Source organism: Paraburkholderia sp. DD10, from assembly GCF_049177125.1.
In the GTDB taxonomy this organism is placed as follows: Bacteria; Pseudomonadota; Gammaproteobacteria; order Burkholderiales; family Burkholderiaceae; genus Paraburkholderia; species Paraburkholderia terricola.
This window is the reverse complement of record NZ_CP185394.1, coordinates 34058-49626: the sequence shown is the minus strand read 5'-3', so window position 1 is coordinate 49626 and position 15569 is coordinate 34058. Positions and strand designations below refer to the sequence as shown.

Annotated in this window: 13 protein-coding genes; 6 read left to right on the top strand and 7 right to left on the bottom strand. The window is 58.7% G+C overall.

Annotated features, from left to right (window positions below; translation table 11 throughout):
- Positions 1–524: 524 nt before the first annotated feature.
- The 5 genes from ACOCG7_RS34005 to ACOCG7_RS33985 form a co-directional block, all read right to left on the bottom strand.
- The gene (locus tag ACOCG7_RS34005; RefSeq protein ID WP_421380988.1) at positions 525–1007 is read right to left on the bottom strand and encodes a hypothetical protein; all 483 of its coding nucleotides are present in this window, start codon (positions 1005–1007) and stop codon (positions 525–527) included.
- A gap of 752 nt (positions 1008–1759) precedes the next feature.
- Positions 1760–2044: a type II toxin-antitoxin system RelE/ParE family toxin gene (locus ACOCG7_RS34000; protein ID WP_421380985.1), complete on the bottom strand. Its 285-nt coding sequence runs from the start codon at positions 2042–2044 to the stop codon at positions 1760–1762.
- Entirely contained in the window at positions 2041–2319 is a 279-nt protein-coding gene (locus ACOCG7_RS33995; RefSeq protein ID WP_421380982.1) for an antitoxin of toxin-antitoxin stability system, read from the bottom strand. The genes ACOCG7_RS34000 and ACOCG7_RS33995 overlap by 4 nt, the downstream gene beginning before the upstream one ends.
- A 1967-nt stretch (positions 2320–4286) precedes the next feature.
- Positions 4287–5264 carry a ParB/RepB/Spo0J family partition protein gene (locus ACOCG7_RS33990; protein WP_421380979.1) on the bottom strand — a complete coding sequence of 326 codons (978 nt, stop codon included), beginning with the start codon at positions 5262–5264 and terminating at the stop codon, positions 4287–4289.
- Positions 5261–6472 (bottom strand): ParA family protein, encoded by a 1212-nt coding sequence (locus ACOCG7_RS33985; RefSeq protein WP_201078903.1) that lies wholly within the window; start codon positions 6470–6472, stop codon positions 5261–5263. The genes ACOCG7_RS33990 and ACOCG7_RS33985 overlap by 4 nt, the downstream gene beginning before the upstream one ends.
- A gap of 1065 nt (positions 6473–7537) precedes the next feature.
- Between ACOCG7_RS33985 and ACOCG7_RS33980 the strand changes: the two genes are divergently transcribed.
- The 4 genes from ACOCG7_RS33980 to ACOCG7_RS33965 all read left to right on the top strand — a co-directional run bounded on the left by ACOCG7_RS33980 (position 7538) and on the right by ACOCG7_RS33965 (position 11158).
- The gene (locus ACOCG7_RS33980) at positions 7538–8944 is read left to right on the top strand and encodes a replication initiation protein (RefSeq protein WP_310126202.1); all 1407 of its coding nucleotides are present in this window, start codon (positions 7538–7540) and stop codon (positions 8942–8944) included.
- 195 nt (positions 8945–9139) lie between these two features.
- Positions 9140–9406, top strand: a complete 267-nt coding sequence (locus tag ACOCG7_RS33975; RefSeq protein ID WP_310126198.1) for an HU family DNA-binding protein — start codon at positions 9140–9142, stop codon at positions 9404–9406.
- Positions 9403–10581: a PDDEXK nuclease domain-containing protein gene (locus tag ACOCG7_RS33970; protein WP_310126195.1), complete on the top strand. Its 1179-nt coding sequence runs from the start codon at positions 9403–9405 to the stop codon at positions 10579–10581. Before ACOCG7_RS33975 ends, ACOCG7_RS33970 begins: the two co-directional genes overlap by 4 nt.
- Positions 10582–10849: 268 nt before the next feature.
- Positions 10850–11158 carry a rhodanese-like domain-containing protein gene (locus ACOCG7_RS33965; protein WP_421380974.1) on the top strand — a complete coding sequence of 103 codons (309 nt, stop codon included), beginning with the start codon at positions 10850–10852 and terminating at the stop codon, positions 11156–11158.
- A 561-nt stretch (positions 11159–11719) separates the two neighbouring features.
- Here ACOCG7_RS33965 and ACOCG7_RS33960 read toward each other — a convergent pair.
- Entirely contained in the window at positions 11720–12091 is a 372-nt protein-coding gene (locus tag ACOCG7_RS33960) for a DoxX family protein (protein WP_310126190.1), read from the bottom strand.
- 77 nt (positions 12092–12168) lie between these two features.
- Complete coding sequence (locus ACOCG7_RS33955) at positions 12169–13041, bottom strand: NmrA family NAD(P)-binding protein (protein WP_421380971.1); 873 nt, start codon at positions 13039–13041, stop codon at positions 12169–12171.
- Positions 13042–13321: 280 nt separating this feature from the next.
- Here ACOCG7_RS33955 and ACOCG7_RS33950 point away from each other — a divergent pair, with 280 nt between their 5' ends.
- Together ACOCG7_RS33950 and ACOCG7_RS33945 are read left to right on the top strand one after the other, a co-directional pair.
- Positions 13322–13741 carry a helix-turn-helix domain-containing protein gene (locus ACOCG7_RS33950; RefSeq protein WP_310126184.1) on the top strand — a complete coding sequence of 140 codons (420 nt, stop codon included), beginning with the start codon at positions 13322–13324 and terminating at the stop codon, positions 13739–13741.
- Positions 13742–14381: 640 nt separating this feature from the next.
- Positions 14382–15407 (top strand): IS110 family transposase, encoded by a 1026-nt coding sequence (locus ACOCG7_RS33945; protein ID WP_421380882.1) that lies wholly within the window; start codon positions 14382–14384, stop codon positions 15405–15407.
- Positions 15408–15569 lie beyond the last annotated feature (162 nt).

Below are 15569 nucleotides of genomic sequence, written 5' to 3'. Positions count from 1 at the left end.
AGGGCTGCTAATAAGAATTAGCAGACAAGGTGGGCCGCAAAAAAATCGGGCCGCCCATTCCCATGTCGGCGGCCCGCATCCAACCCAACTACTGCGGCGGCCAACCGCCGCGCATAGGCGCTGCCGAGTCGACCAGCAAGGCCGATTTCAGAGCGTGACGAGCCGCCTCTCTCCGCCCCGATGCTGGACTCGAGCCAGGTGCCGGCGCGGGTTTCAATGTCGCTCTGCATCAATGTGGCGACGGGCGTCGCCACCGGCGCAACGTCTGATGCGGGGAGATATCAGATGTGCGATTTTTACTCCCCTGCCCTGCGGATCGACCGGCGCTGGCCATGAAAAAACCCGGCCGGAGCCGGGTGTTGAGGTACGTGACCGTGGGTCCGGGCTCATTCGCAGGGCCGCTCAGCGGCGGGAGCGGCAGCGCGGTGCCAGCCGCCACCCGGTCGGCGCCGCTCGCCGCGGTCTGCTTCACGCCCGCAGCAAGGGCGAGCGCCTGGCGCGGCCGTCAGAAGGCCCGCCCGCCCTCAGGCGGGCGGCCACGGCGACAGCACGCTGTCCCAGTACTCGAACGCCGTTTTGCCAACGAAGTTGTCGCCTATGCCATCCAACGAATCATTGGCGACCAAGCTGAGCACGCCTTGGTCGGTGCCGTCGTCGTCGACCACCCAGCGCCAGTTTTTATCCAGCGTATAGAGCCCTACCTGGGTGCCCTGGCCGAGCGCGGACTTCGTGAACCCGAAGCGCGCGTGATTGAGGGTATTGTCATCCGGCGGCTGACGGCCTTCATATGGGACCAATTGCGTCGGATCGTCCAGGCTTTGCATGATCCAGTTGCCCTCCACATCGCTAAATACCCCCATCATCGGACTCATGGAAAACATGCAGAACGCATCCGGTGTGTCTTTGCATGCAACGTAACAATCTCGGCCGAAGAAGCTGGTAACCAGCGATAGCCACTTTTTGTTGTACACCGACAGGAACGCAATGCCCTGCAGAGCTGAACCCATGGTTGCCCCTCCTCGTAGTGATCCGTGATCGGCAGCACGCTTCGCCGTGGACGTGGACGCTTTGCCAACGCGCGCGTCGTGAAGATTCGGCCCTCGATTGCCGAACGTTCAATATAGAGGATTCGGCGCAAATTCGTATGACAAAACCGTGTCATGCGCCTGCTGGGTCGGGTTGCGTGAGGGGCAGTTACCGCTCGCGCCGAGCGCATCGCAGCGACGCACTTTCGCGCTCATGAGCTTGTCTCGTTGAACGCCTATTCGATCTAGGTTGAACACTTCGCCGTGGCATGTCCGGTGTGCAATGCGGTGAGCGCGACGTGATCAGCGCGAGCGGCATATTCAGGTGTTTTGACCCATGAATCGCAATGCCGCTAAGCGGAGTTAGCGGCATTGAAGCGGGACAAAAAACAGCCCGCCGGGGTGAACGGGCGGACCGCCTTCGTGATGCATGGCGGAGCCGCGGCGGGCGGCCAGGTTGCCCGCGCCGCTGCTCCGTTGTGGCCACGTGCCGTGAGGCACCGGCCACGTTTACATGATAGTCGCTGTTCCGCCGCCCTGCCGGGCCTGTCTGCCAGTCACATGCAGACAAGGCGACCGGCGGTAAACCGGCGCATCGGGGCCGGAAACGCGCACACAACTCAAGTGGTGGTCAGATTTCAACCGATGGGGTGCTCATCCGCCGTCGACCGCGCGTGCGCCACCGTTGATGTCAGTGTCCGGCGCAATGGCGGTGACCGGCTCATCCGGGTCCCCTAATCACGGATTGGCGGCCATCGGCGCGCGGTGTGAACCAGTGCCAGCACCCAGACTGTTTCGCCTTCGACCTCATACACCAGGCGATAGCTTTCGTGCAGGATCAGCTCACGCGTGCCGGCGATTTTTCCGGCCCGGCCCATCAGGGGGAAACCGGCCAGCTGCGCGACCACCTCGCTGAACAGCCCGTCCATCCGGGCCGCGGCGGCCACGTTGTCGGTCGCGATGTAGTCCCACACGTCATCGCGGTCCTGTTCCGCTTCTGGCGTCCAGACGACCCTCACGCCTTGCCTGCCGCACTGGCGCGCCGCGCGGCGAACCTCGCTTCAACCTCCTCATCCGGACGGCCGCGGCCGGCACGCATCGAGGCGCGGCCGGCTTCGACCTTGCCGCGCAGGAACTCCTCATAGTCGCGTGCCTCGCGCTGGCGCTGCACGAAATCGCGCATCAGCTCGCGCAGCACCTGCGACGCCGGCCGGTGCGCGGCTTCGGCTTCGGCCATGAACTCGGCGCGCAGCTCCGGTTCGAGCTTCATGGTGAATACGGCTTCTTTCGACATGGCACCATCTCCAGCAGTAAATACTAACCAAGTATATACGTTTTAATTACCAGCTCATTCGCGGCCCGGCAGGCGGTTTGACGGATGGGCGGGTTGGCCCATGCGGATAGCCATGCTGGATAGTCAAAAATTGCCGGGCCACTTCAGATTGCTATTCAAGGATTTTGGCCACCTCTGTCAGGCGTGGTCAGATTGGCTATACCCCAAAGAGCCGCCGCACGGCGTGGCTATGCCACGGCTGCAGGGAGCCGCTGTCGGCGGCCCTGGTACGTCAGGGGCCTACCCGTGCACCGACGCGTGCCGTGCGACGAGATTGCGCTGTCGCTGCAGTCGTACCGGATCGCGTTTGGCCTGCCACCAGTACCGCTGCCGGACGCAGACCAGCCGCTGCTGCTGTCGGTGCGGCGCTCCCGCTGGGGTGAACTCAGGGGCATCCGCAGCCACACGGCCGTCTGGAAGCTTATCACCGGGCTGTGCAACGAGGCGCTCGCCTACGCCCGCGCCCACGCACTGGCTGCGCCACACCTACGCGAAAGGGCTCCCGCAGGCGGAGCAAGATGGACTGGATGCCAGTGCGGCACTCGAGATCATGGGACACAGCGATCTGCGGACCTTCTGCCAGTACTTCGACGACGAACCGCTGAAGCGCGCACTGGCAACGCATCTGGCCCGCGCACGTGCGGCCCGGTAACCGTCAGCGTCCCACGATTACCGGGTGCCGCCAAACCAACAGGGTCTTCCCATTGCCATCACCGGCGCGGAGGCATAGCCGGCACGCAGGGCGTTCACCAAAGGCTCCAGTCATGGACCGTCATTGACGCGGTGTCCCTCGCCGAACACGATGTGGCGCTCACTGCTTCCATCGAAGAAACCGTCGCCCGCGCAACTGGCTGGCCAGTGCGTTGTCAACCCGGAGGCCTCGCGCTGCTGGCGCCCGACCGGTCGGGCAGCCGACTGACCGGCCCGTACCTGATGACTAAATCGGCGGTGCTTCGAGAGAAGGTGATCGGCGTATGGGCCGGTCTGAGGTGCTGTCAGGTAGCGTTGACGGCGGGAGGAAGTAGGGAAGCTCCAGCGCGACGCCACCTGAGCACGCAGAGATATAAGCACGTCGCCACACGGTCATGGCAATTGCGCCTGCGTTGTCCACGGGGCCAGGAAACAATTGTAAGAGGAAATACCATGACCCGGAACAACATCAAAAATGGTGGCACGTACAGTCGAGATCCTAGTCACATTGCCGACCACTGCAGTCTGGTTCGTCGCAATCTTGGGGCTTACCGCGGGACCAACTTTTTCCTTCAGAGGGTACAAGAGCAATGCACCGGGATATCGCAGTGGATGTCGGCAGTCGGACAACTTCTCGAATCCGAAGCCCCGTGCGAGAGCTGGTCTTGCTCAATAATCAGCGATCGTCAGGACGAAGGTATGGTGAACAGGAACGCTTACTCGCCGCCGAGATGAATGCTTATCGCAGGTTTTGGGTCTCACACGAAGATCTTCTGGGATCCCACGCCTTTCGCATTCAACTTTGATCAGGCTACTGCGCCGGCGCTGACTTGCTGACTCACGTGCCCAGCTCCTCTATAACAGGATGGCTCCTGCCGATCTGTTTCCATTAGAGGCGTGTCTAGAGTCTAGACACGCTCGCGCCTCGTCCGCCACCATCGACGCTTCCGGGAGCCGTGAACTGCTGACATATCCCGATAGCGCTGCTCGGAGCCGACGGCTACCCTCGTGCGCGTCTAGACTGTAGACACGCCAAGGTGACCGCAGCCATTCATTGCTCCTCGCGTGACCGCCTGATGCCCGCTAACCGCTGCCTAATCTTGTGTCTAGAGTCTAGATACGCGTGCTCTAGGTCGGACAGCGACGCGGCGGACAGTGTGTCTAGACTCTAGACACCCAAGAACGCATAGACGAAAAAAAGCCCGCGCATGCGGGCTCAGTGAAGGATGAAGCCTGCCTCAACTCGCTTTCGGCTGAGCGTGGAACATCTGGCTAATAAGCGCCCGAATCTGCGTCTCCTGCGCGTCGGTGAGGACGCCGGCCTTGATTTTCACCGTGATACCGCTGATGTCCTTGGTAATGGATCCCGCGTGTTCCTTGCCAGAAAAGAACTTGTCGATGCTCCGCTCGCTTGCGGAATTCGTCGTGGTCGTTCGACGAGTTGCCAACGCCTTAATCGCCGCGGCCACCTTCCCCTGGTCCATGTCTCCCTTCACAACGAGCGGCCAGACTTCCATTGCTGCGTTCACACCGTCTTCGCCGTGTTTCTTGATGGCCGCAACAATCGCTTGGGCAGCAGTCCCGCCAAGCAGCCGCGGCTGGATATCGAGGTCCTTCCTGATGAAGTCCGGCAGATTTTCAAACGAGAGGAACTGGTAGAGCCCGCTGCGGGACATACCCAGTGCCTCGGCCATCCGCTTACGGTCAGGGAACTCCTTCTCCGTCTGCCTCATGGACATGGCGACTTCATAGTCGGACAAGTCGTCACGACTAACATTTTCCACGAGGGCTAGCACAGCCATGTCTTCGTCGGAGCACTCCACAACGACAGCCTTGATGGCATCGAGTCCCACCATCTTGTGTGCGCGCCACCGACGTTCGCCAGCCACAATCTGATAGATATCCTCGGCGCGGCGGACCACGATGGGCTGCATAAGTCCGACTTCACGAATGGACTCGGCCAATTCCGACAGCTTCGCCTCGATGAATACCCTTCGCGGCTGCCAAGGATTCGGCACGATGTCGGACACCGATAATTGCGATGCGGCGCCGGTGGACTCCAGCTCTTGCACACGGAGTTGCGCTACCGCAAGCGCACCCGCGAGGCCAGGCGCCGTCTGCGTTCGGTTGCTACGCTTGACCTCATCTTCCTTGATAGATGAGGTCGTCCGGATGCCGGACGTCTTCGCCAACAGTTGCTCTCGCATGTTGCTCATTGCGCGTTCCTCCATTTTTCTGCATAGATTTCGTCCACCCATCGGCAGTAATCGACAAGGGGCTGTCGTACACGCTGCAACGACTTAGCCGCGCTATGGGTACTGCTTACGTCGAATACCGTTGAAAATGCCAACGCTCCTGTGCTCATCACAGAACTGGCCGGCACTTCAATCGAATGCAGCCAGCTCTCATATGCGCTTTGTGCCCATGCGCGCACGATAGGTGCGGAGGAGGTGCGCCCGTAATCGACCCTCGAAAGCATCAGCGAGATAAAGTCGTATTTCTTGTCCTGCTCATACTTGATGAAACTCTTGGATACATCTGAAAACAGTCGCCAGAACGACAGCGAGCTGATGAAGTCCAGATTTTCGGGAACCATCGGCATGACCATGGCATCCGCCGCCAGCAATGCATTCAGGTTGAGATACGACAGCGAAGGCGACGTGTCCATGAGGATGTAGTCGTAGCGCTTGCGTAGTGGCTCGAGACCTTGCCGAAGCACCGTCCAGAACCGGAAGCCCGGCCTCATCTTCTGCATCGCCGGCAGATGGAACTCCGCACCAATCAATTCGGTGTGAGCAGGAATCACGTCAAGCCCATCCCAGTAAGTCGACTGAACCCTTGTTTCCAGGCCACCCTCGACGTCCTGGTCGTAGATATATGGCAACACGGTGTCGTCCGGCGTCACATCCTTTTCCGCGTACAAGCCGCACAGTTCGGAAAGCGAGGCCTGAGGGTCGAGGTCGATGACAAGCACCTTGCGCCCGCGCAACGTCAGCCCTTGTGCGAGACACATGGTTGTGGTTGTCTTTGCCGAACCGCCCTTCAACTGGGCCGTTATGACGATTTTGCCTTCCGGTTCACGTGTTCCCGTAACGAGCGGAGTCTGATAGATGTCGGAGACTTTCTGGACCCAGAGGCGTGCTTCCTCCAGAGTGAATGTACGGGTCCGGCCGGTACCGGCAGCGGTGCCTGGCGGCAACTCTCCGTCGCTCTTGGTTGCGAGGTATTGGACCTGAGAATGAGAGATGTTGCACATCTCAGCAATTTCCCCTGTTTTGAAAACGGGAGCAGCTTTTCGCGGTCGGGGTGCAAGAATGGTGTTACGCAGCTCATCTGTGAAAATTGAGACCTTTTCAGCGAACTGGCTAATCTGCTCAAGAGGAACCGTTCGGTCTACAGCAGGAAGTTGGCTCGTTTTCACCATTCTGAGGTTTATCCATAAATTTCGATGAACCTCAGAATACAGGAAACACATGAAAATTGCTCTATAAACGACTGTTTTTTATGAAGACTTTCTGAAAAACCACCCATCATTGCGCGTTTCCGGCTGACTGGAGTGCGGCCGACAAGCGTAGAAGAGACACTTCCTGCTCTTCCAGACCGCTGCCATTCGGCAGAATTGTCGCCGATAGAGCACTGTAGTTGGCCGACCGGTCACCAGATCGTCGTTCAAGGTGAGGTCGCTTGTGCTAATTCTGAAAGCAGTATCGTCACGCAAATCGACCTTTGCACAAAAGTACGGCACATGGTGAGGTTCATTGTGCTGCGAACACATCGGCGCGCTTCGAGTTGTATCACCCAGCACAATTGACCTCACCTTCCTCTCCGATTTTCATTGCCTCGCATGCGCGGGGGTATTTATACAGGTGCCTGTGCACACGCCTGCACAATGAACCTCACCTTCACTTGGGTGCTTTACCGATCGAAAACGTTGTTTCTGTGGAAACGGAACAGGGGCTGGACCGAAACCGCTGTTCGGCACAATCAAGCTCACCATCAGGGGCGCTCGGCAAGTTGCTTCTTGGTAACGGGTTGGTTTGTTTTTTTAAAAATCAAACAATCCAACAAACCAACAGAGGGGCGTGCCTTTGTTTATTTTCAACGACTTAAGCTCAAAAAGGTGAGGTCCGTTGTGTTAAAGGTGAGGTCAGATGTGCACGAAGGTGAGTTTCGTTGTGTGGGCAAGGTGAGGCCGGTTCCACACGAAGGTGAGGTCAGATGTGCGGGATTCGCTGGCTCGCACCAAGGTGAGATTGGCTGCGCATAGCGGCGCAGGAGCTAATTCCAATCACTCGGGATAAGGGTTTGACGGGAGATGCGGGTTCATCGTGGTGAGGTTGATTGTGCTGAGGTGAGGTTCATTGTGCATGGCGGATGAGCGTAGGCGGCAGACAGCCAGTGCGGCCGGCTGATGGTGAGGTTGTATGTGTTGACAGCTCACCCACGAATGCTACATTGCCGAAAGCGAAAATGAGGAGCGGATGAGAATATGGCGGCGGAGGACAATCCGGAAGAAGGCAAGTCGAAAGTGACACCGCGACAGATGGCGCTCGCGTTGTTCGAGGATATGTTCGATTTGGGTTTGCCCATCAGCGAAGCCAATCGTGAAATCGGATACCAGCGCAACAACTTCTTCACCCAAGTCGTCAACATGGGGCTGCCGGCGCGGCGCTTTCTTGACGCCGCGTATTTCATTGTCGCCCAGGAGCAGGAAGCACGAGACCAGTACGACGTTGAGCTGAACTACTTCAAGTGGTTGATGCGCTATGACAGCCGCAATCTCAAGCACTTGCGCACTATCGCGGAAGAAGCTCAGGACGCGAAAATCCAGGTCACCGATACACCGCTCGATCGGGACCCCAACGAAAACGATCTGTGGGTATCAGTCCAGCTGATGGGCATGGTCGGCTTCCACAGGGGGCGCATTCGATTCGACGTGCACCCTCGCCTGGTTCCGCAAATCCGTGACCCCAAAAAATCCCACTGGTTGAGCCTGCGTATATCGACGGCTTTTACACGCAGCCTGGCGCGCGCGATCTATGACCAGGTCCTTCCCAGTGTCCCAAATGGCCGAACGGAATGGATACCGCTTGAAGACATGCGAAACTGGCCCGGCAGAATGGGAGCGAACGCCGCCATCTTCAAATACTTCAAGCGCGACTGGCTAGAACCGGCTGTGCGTGAAATCAATGAGGTGTCTGACATCGAGCTGTCCTATGAGACCAGGACCGAGTCCAGCACGTCGAAGAAAATCGACCGCATAAGGTTCCTGCTTAAGCGCAAGGATACCGCCGACGCTGCGCTGGCCAGCTTGGCTGACGCGAGTCACCTGTACAAAATTCTCAAAGAAGAATTCAACCTGTCTACCAAGCAGTTCAGCGAGATTTCCGAGAACCGCGAAGTCTGGACCGATGCGCACATCCAGCAGGCTGTCGAATACACACGATTCAAGCTCAATCGTGGACAGATAAAAAGAAGTCCCGCCGGCTACCTGATGCGAGCCCTGCGCGATAACTGGAAGATGTCTGAAGCCGAGCGGAAGATGGTCGAGGTTCAGGCGAAGCTACTTACCGAAGAGACTGAAGCGGATGTCGTAAAAAGCGAAACCCAGAGTTCGGTCGCACGCAGCATCGCTTCACGCGAAGAAGAAGTCCGTGCACGCATGAACGAGGAGTCGCGTAAGGGCCGCGAACACTTCAACGCGGCCGACGCCAAAACCCGCAAGGAACTGGTCCGCGCATGGGTTGCGTCGAGGGAGGGCAAGCTCATGCTGCGTCGTATGAAGCTCGAGGCCGCAACTGTAGTGGAGGAGGACATCGTCGCGAATACGGAACTGGTTTGGTACCTGGGGCAATTCGTATTCGGGCGCATGAATTCGTCTCGCGCATCGGCGTGAGTGTCAGCATGAGCACCTGCGCGTTTCCAAGCGGTTCGCTGTCGCTACCTTTTTGAATCACCGGCGGCCCTGGGAATATCTGGAGTTAAAGGATGCGGTCCTGTTTGCGCGGATGCGCCGCCGTGCTGTAGGGTGGTGTTACCGGCGGCCGCGGTCCGCGGGAACGGTCTCATGAACGCCCGATAGGGAGAAACGATGAATAAGCAGGAACTGGTTGATACGGTCGTCGCCGCGAAAAGTGAAAGCAAGACGGCGATCGACTCGCTTATCGACTCGGTGACCACTGCGGTGGCAGGCCGCGGAATCGTGCAACTGATCGCTTTCGGTTCGTTCTCGAGTGATGAGCGCGCCCCACGCGTGGGGCGTAGCCCGGCAAGCGGCAAAGCAATCCAGATTCCAGTTGTGAAGACGGCCAAGTTCACGGCCGGCAAGGTGTTCAGGGAGGCGGTGAACGCGTCATGACGAAGTCCGACATTGCGGCAGCCGTTTATGCCGGCCTGCAACGCGAAATTGCTGACGTGGTGGAGTCCACGCGTGAAGCGACAGCCCGCAGTATCAACGCGTTGATGACGGCAACCTATTGGGAGATTGGCCGGCGCATCGTGGAATTCGAGCAGGGCGGTGAGGGCCGGGCCGCTTACGGCGAAGCGCTGATCAAGCGACTCGGCACCGATCTGTCCCAGCGGTTCGGGCGAGGCTTCGGCTGGCGCAACCTTTCGCAGATGCGGGCGTTTTATCTCAGCAGACCGGCGGAGCAGATTTTGCAGACGCTGTCTGCAAAATCCCCGTCCCCGAAAATTGTCCCGACACCGTCTGCAATTTCTGCCGGACGACATCTTTCCGGATCACCTGCGCAGAACTCTCCTGGCCTGACCGCTGTGGCACAGGCGTTTCCCTTGCCCTGGTCGGCCTACGTGCGCCTGCTGTCGCTCAGGAATCCCGCGGCCCGCAGCTTCTACGAAGCTGAAGCGCTGCGCTGCGGCTGGTCTGTGCGGCAGCTTGACCGGCAGATCAGCAGCCAGTTCTACGAGCGCGTAGCCCTCTCGCACAACAAGGCGGCGATGCTCCGAAAGGCAGGGCAGCCTGGGTCTGACGACGCACCTACGCCTGAACAGGCGATTCGGGATCCGTTCGTGCTGGAGTTTCTGGACCTGAAGGACGAGTATTCCGAATCCGACCTCGAAGACGGCCTGATCCGTCACCTGACTGATTTCCTGCTGGAGCTTGGCGACGACTTCGCTTTTCTCGGCCGGCAGCGACGGTTGCGGGTCGACGACGCGTGGTTCAGGGTGGACCTGCTGTTTTTTCACCGGCGACTCAGGTGTCTCGTGGTGATCGACCTGAAGGTGGGCCGGTTCAGCTATGCCGACGCCGGACAGATGCATCTCTATCTGAACTACGCGCGCGAACACTGGATGAAGCCTGGTGAAAACCCACCAGTAGGTCTGATTCTGTGTGCGGAGAAGGGCGCTGCCGAAGCGCACTATGCACTCGATAATCTGCCGAACAAAATTCTCGCAGCGGAATACCAGACCGTGCTGCCGGACGAGAAACTGATTGCGCATGAACTGGAGCGTACGCGGGCCGAACTGGACAGGCGTAGCGTCGAATCCGGACGATCTTCTCAAGTCGACTGACCCCGCGCGACGACGCCGTAAACGTAGATCAAGTTGATTCTTTCAACACGGATTCTCGGTGGCGGACTGCACTTTGCGATTAAGACAGACCCACCTTTTGTTTAAGCCGACGAGGGTGCCCTAAAGGATTCTTGAAGCCATGCGATATGCGCGACGGGTCTCAGTACACGCACATCATCACGGGCGCTCAATTGTTCGACGTATTGAGTCTTAACAAAACGGCGTAAAGAACACGCATTGCACTCCAACACTCAGACGGCAGGTGCGCATGTACCGATTCGAAGATTACGACCTTATCATCGACGCGCGCAGCGAACGCGAATATGCCGTGGATCACATTCCTGGAGCAATCAACCTACCCGTGGTCAGCAATGAAGAATACGCCGAGGTCGGCACCCTGCATCGGACCGACAAAATGCGGGCCTATCTGATCGGGGTTTCCTATTCGCTGAAAAACATTTCACGTCACCTTGACACCGTAATTGCGGCCCGCCCACGTCATGGCAGGGTGCTTGTGTATTGCTTTCGCGGCGGAAAGCGCAGTCGCCTTTGGTTTGATGCTCGTAGAGCGCAATAAATCTGTCACCGCCCGTACCGCACCGCGATGCGACAAAGCGACGTCGCGGTGACAGTTTTGCTTCCACTCCGAACGCAATGAAAGTGTCAATTCGCCTCAGTCCGAATTAAATCTTTCACTTCGCATCGCGAGTCCAAGACTTCGGCTCCATCATATTGATTCGGCAAAAGAAATCGCGGCACGGATGCGGTCACTTTGTCGGCACTGTCAAGGTGTGCGCGGTGCAAATTGGATAGGTGCAGTTACGCCAGGAAAAGCAGCTGTTGTAATAAGAAGAGTTATCGCAATAGCGGCCCTCCGACGCTCACTGGTCGACATGCGCGTCGTCGGCACGCGGCATGTCCGGCCGTCGCCAGAGGCGCTTGACGACCCTGAACGGCCGGTCGCGAGCACAAGACGTCGATGGCTGCTTCTGAAGTGCTTCGGACGCCCGTTGAGGCGCCAACCGCCAAGCTCAATTCAATAAGTCAACCCTGTTCCAACTGGGATTTCAAACCGATAACTGGTTGGCAGCAATAGCACTTCCAGCATGCTTTAAGGCTCTTGGAGGCCGCAGAACGTCTAGGCCCGAGCCATAGAACCGGCAGCGAGCCGCTTGCGCCAGGCAATCCAGCCGACAACAATCGATAGTGTTGTCACGACAAGTGGCGCCACCCCATGTCCGTATTCGCCGTGAACTGTGACGGTTGCCAGCGCAGCCAACATCACGGTGCAGCCGAGCGCCGAGCCCCACAGCCGCGTCCGGGCTTGCGCCAGCAGAACGGCGGTCATGAGTTCCAGCGAACCGGTCACGAAATGGAACCAGTGCGGATATCCCCACTTCAGGTATTCCTCAAAGATGGATCGCGGGGCGACGATGTTGCTGAGCGATCCCACGACGAAAAAAGCCGCGAGAACCAAAGGTAATACCTGGCGCCAGGAAATCTTGGACATTCGTACCTTCTCCGATGAGGGCGCTGCCGACGACCAGTGTGGCCGCCTGGTCGACGAGCCGACACGATCTCCGCTGTTCATGCCGTAGTGGCCTTGTAGGCCGCCGCAAAGACATCGCGAGGGGACGTCGTGCCGGCGACGTGCTCCGTACCCGCGACGCCGAGGTCCATCCAGCCCGCGTTGACCGCATCGAACATCGCTTCGGCCGGTCCGGTTTGGCCCTTCGGGATGCCGAACTGTTCAAACGCTGCTGGCCACCCGGCCCGCGGGATGGCAAAGGCCTTGGCGTCGCGCTGCAAGACTTCGCCCAGCTGGGCCGCGACTTCATCCGCGCTGACCATCGAGCCAAGCTCGACGACGCGATGCCCGGACCACGCCGGCCCGGTCAGCAGCGTCGCCACCTCGGCGCCGATATTGTCGGTCGCGACCATGGTCGAGCTCCGGCTCGTCGGGTTGTAGTAGACGGGTAGCGTGCCGCCCTGGGCGACGTGCAAGCCGTAAAGGAAGTTTTCGAAAAACCCGCCGGCTCGCACATAGGCGGTCGGCAACGTCAGGTGGCGCAGTCCTTGTTCCAGAAGCGACAGGGCGGTGACCATTCCCAGCCCGCTGGTTCTGTTCGCACCCATCGACGACAGCGCAACCACCCGCGGCGGTGCTGCCCTCGTCAGCGCCTCGACATAGTTCGCGATTACGCTTTTTGCTTCCCTGAAATCAGGCGAGGGTGCCCAGACAGCCGGCAGCATGACAAATGCACCTTCGACCCCTTCGAGCGCCCTCTCTACGGCGACCGCATCGTTCCAGTCGCCGTCGACCAGTTCCACACCTTGATCCGCCCAATTCGCAGCTTTTTCCCGATTGCGGACCAGCGCCCGTACTTTCTCACCTTGCGCCAACAGACGTTGGGCCGTTGCGCCGCCTACGCGTCCTGTGATTCCCATTACCAAAAACATGTGTTTCTCCTGAAATTAGGGTTACCTTTAAACGCCAACGTTTCTGCGGCTGCGACTGGATGCGGTGGTATTGGTATCTTCGGCTTCCAGCTACGACTCCTTCACGCGCCGGCCGAGACGCCCGCCGGAGATCTGGAACACAAGACGGGCACAAACAGGGTTTGACAGCAGAGTTCCCTGAGGAGCGGTCTTTGTTTGAGGACAGGTCTATCATAGAGACCTATACCTCGCGCCGGAAGGAGGCAGTTTTTTGTTACCTGACGAGTTAAAGGGAACCCGAATGAGCACCGCCCAGAATGCGATCGAGAGATTCAGCCGATATCAACGTCAACTGGGCGACGCCCAGCCCGCACATTGCGCGGTTCGCGACGTGCTCGATCGCATCGGCGACAAATGGAGCATGCTCATGATCATGGAGCTCGCGACGCGATCGCAGCGCTTCAGTGAGCTTCACCGGGCCATCCCGGACATTTCCAAGCGCATGCTTACCCAGACACTCCGCGATCTGGAGCGCGACGGACTCATCACCCGCCATGTTTTTTCAACCAGGCCGCCGACCGTCGAATATCGTCTGGCCCCACTAGGCCAATCCCTGTTGGACCCGATGGCCGCCCTCATCGATTGGGCCGATCGTCGTTATCCTGAGATCCATGCCGCGCGCGTCCGCTTTGACGGCGCATCCGGTGATGTCCCGCGCTGATGCTCAGCCGGGTGTGACGGTGATGGCGAAAGCCGGAAGCGTCCAGTTTATGTCCTGCTTTGAAGATAACGCGGAAGGACGTATCACGCGTCTCATGCTTGTCGCCTCCGCGGAAGGAGGACGAACTTGCCAATCAAAAAAAGACTGCCGTGAAGTCTTAAATTGCTAGGCGGCCGGAGCCGCGGCTGTAGACGCGCCGGCGTTATGTCGCCCGATTAATGTCCGTTGTCGACGGATCTCCGGGCATCCGACGGTTAATGAACAGCAGTCGACGAAGGTCCGATTGTGGCCGAGCTCGGAAGTCCGGCGGCCGGGGCGGCGGGGCGTGAGACAAGCCGATTGCCTTCGATGTGGAGTGGCGCGTACCGGGCAGTCGCTTCTTCACATCTGCGCCTGCAGTTGACACTTTTATTTCGCTCCATCGAATTCGTATGCAGCAAGGCTTTTCAGGCGATGACGCGCCGCACGACCGCAGATTGACAAATTTATTGTCGCAACGGTGACAGTTTCAGGCGATGACGCGCCGCACGACCGCAGATTGACAAATTTATTGTCGCAACGGTGACAGTAATGAGATGGTCCCTCCCGCCCTCGCCGAGTGCGTTACGCTTGCGGCGTCAATTCCGGATTGGAGACTGTCATGCAAGACGTCACGATGGTTGGCATCGATTTGGGAAAGAATACCTTTCACCTCCACGGCCAGGATAGAAGGGGCAAGGCAGTGTTCCGCAAGAAACTGGGGCGCAGGCAGGTAGTCGAGTTCTTCGCGACATTTCATGCATGCACTGTTGTAATGGAGGCTTGTGCCGGCGCCCATCACATGGCTCGCCTGCTGACGACGTTCGGGCATCAGGTCAAACTGATCTCGCCGCAGTTTGTGCGTCCGTTCGTGAAGAGCAACAAGAATGACTTTGTAGACGCCGAGGCTATCTGTGAAGCTGCCTCCCGACCCACCATGCGGTTTGTCACCGCGAAAACGGAATCACAGCAGACGCTTTCCGCACTACATCACTTGCGAGAGTCATTCGTGCGAGACCGCACCCGAACCGTGAACCAGATGCATGGCCTGTTACTGGAATTCGGCGTTAGTTTGCCAGTTGGAAAAGCTTCGGTTGCGCGTCTTCCAGCCTTCCTCACCGAGCATTCATTGCCACCACGCCTGATCGCGATCCTTCAGCGTCTGCACAATCACTACAAGTACCTCGATAGCGAAGTTAGTCATATCGAGAAAGAGATTAATGCCCAGCTCGTGGACGACGAGTTCGGCCAGCGTCTGTTGACGATCCCAGGCATCGGGCCCGTCACCGCCAGTGTTCTGGCCGCAGAAATGGGGGACGGCAAGCAGTACAGGTGTGGCCGCGATTTTGCAGCGTCGGTTGGTCTCGTTCCCAGGCAGTACAGTACCGGTGGGAAGGCGACGTTGCTTGGAATCAGTCGGCGCGGCGACAAGAATATCCGACGGCTGCTTGTCACGTGCGCTCGAGCCTACATGCTGCGGCTCGAGGGACGGACAGGCCATCTCGCGGACTGGGTTCGTGCCATGCTCACCCGACGACATTCAAACGTTGTTGCGTGCGCGCTGGCTAATAAGCTGGCGCGAACTGCGTGGTCAATGGCAGCGCATGGCACCGCGTATTGTGCGGGATCGACTGTCGCTTCGGACTGACTGAGCGGCTCAACTTCTACCGAATCACCCAACTGGTTTTGCGACGACTGAAATTTGATGACATGAACGGCACATCGGCCTGAAGGACAACCTGGGTATTAAATAGGCTTCTCGAAGCCGAGACAGTTTTAAGGACCCTCAGGCGCGGACCTCATCGTGGCG

Excerpts from the sequence above, each read along its gene's own strand:
- ACOCG7_RS34005 (WP_421380988.1), bottom strand. The coding sequence starts at position 1,007 with ATGGGTTCAGCTCTGCAGGGCATTGCGTTCCTGTCGGTGTACAACAAA.
- ACOCG7_RS33995 (WP_421380982.1), bottom strand. The coding sequence starts at position 2,319 with ATGTCGAAAGAAGCCGTATTCACCATGAAGCTCGAACCGGAGCTGCGC.
- ACOCG7_RS33990 (WP_421380979.1), bottom strand. The coding sequence starts at position 5,264 with ATGAGCAACATGCGAGAGCAACTGTTGGCGAAGACGTCCGGCATCCGG.
- ACOCG7_RS33985 (WP_201078903.1), bottom strand. The coding sequence starts at position 6,472 with ATGGTGAAAACGAGCCAACTTCCTGCTGTAGACCGAACGGTTCCTCTT.
- ACOCG7_RS33980 (WP_310126202.1), top strand. The coding sequence starts at position 7,538 with ATGGCGGCGGAGGACAATCCGGAAGAAGGCAAGTCGAAAGTGACACCG.
- ACOCG7_RS33975 (WP_310126198.1), top strand. The coding sequence starts at position 9,140 with ATGAATAAGCAGGAACTGGTTGATACGGTCGTCGCCGCGAAAAGTGAA.
- ACOCG7_RS33970 (WP_310126195.1), top strand. The coding sequence starts at position 9,403 with ATGACGAAGTCCGACATTGCGGCAGCCGTTTATGCCGGCCTGCAACGC.
- ACOCG7_RS33965 (WP_421380974.1), top strand. The coding sequence starts at position 10,850 with ATGTACCGATTCGAAGATTACGACCTTATCATCGACGCGCGCAGCGAA.
- ACOCG7_RS33960 (WP_310126190.1), bottom strand. The coding sequence starts at position 12,091 with ATGTCCAAGATTTCCTGGCGCCAGGTATTACCTTTGGTTCTCGCGGCT.
- ACOCG7_RS33955 (WP_421380971.1), bottom strand. The coding sequence starts at position 13,041 with ATGTTTTTGGTAATGGGAATCACAGGACGCGTAGGCGGCGCAACGGCC.
- ACOCG7_RS33950 (WP_310126184.1), top strand. The coding sequence starts at position 13,322 with ATGAGCACCGCCCAGAATGCGATCGAGAGATTCAGCCGATATCAACGT.
- ACOCG7_RS33945 (WP_421380882.1), top strand. The coding sequence starts at position 14,382 with ATGCAAGACGTCACGATGGTTGGCATCGATTTGGGAAAGAATACCTTT.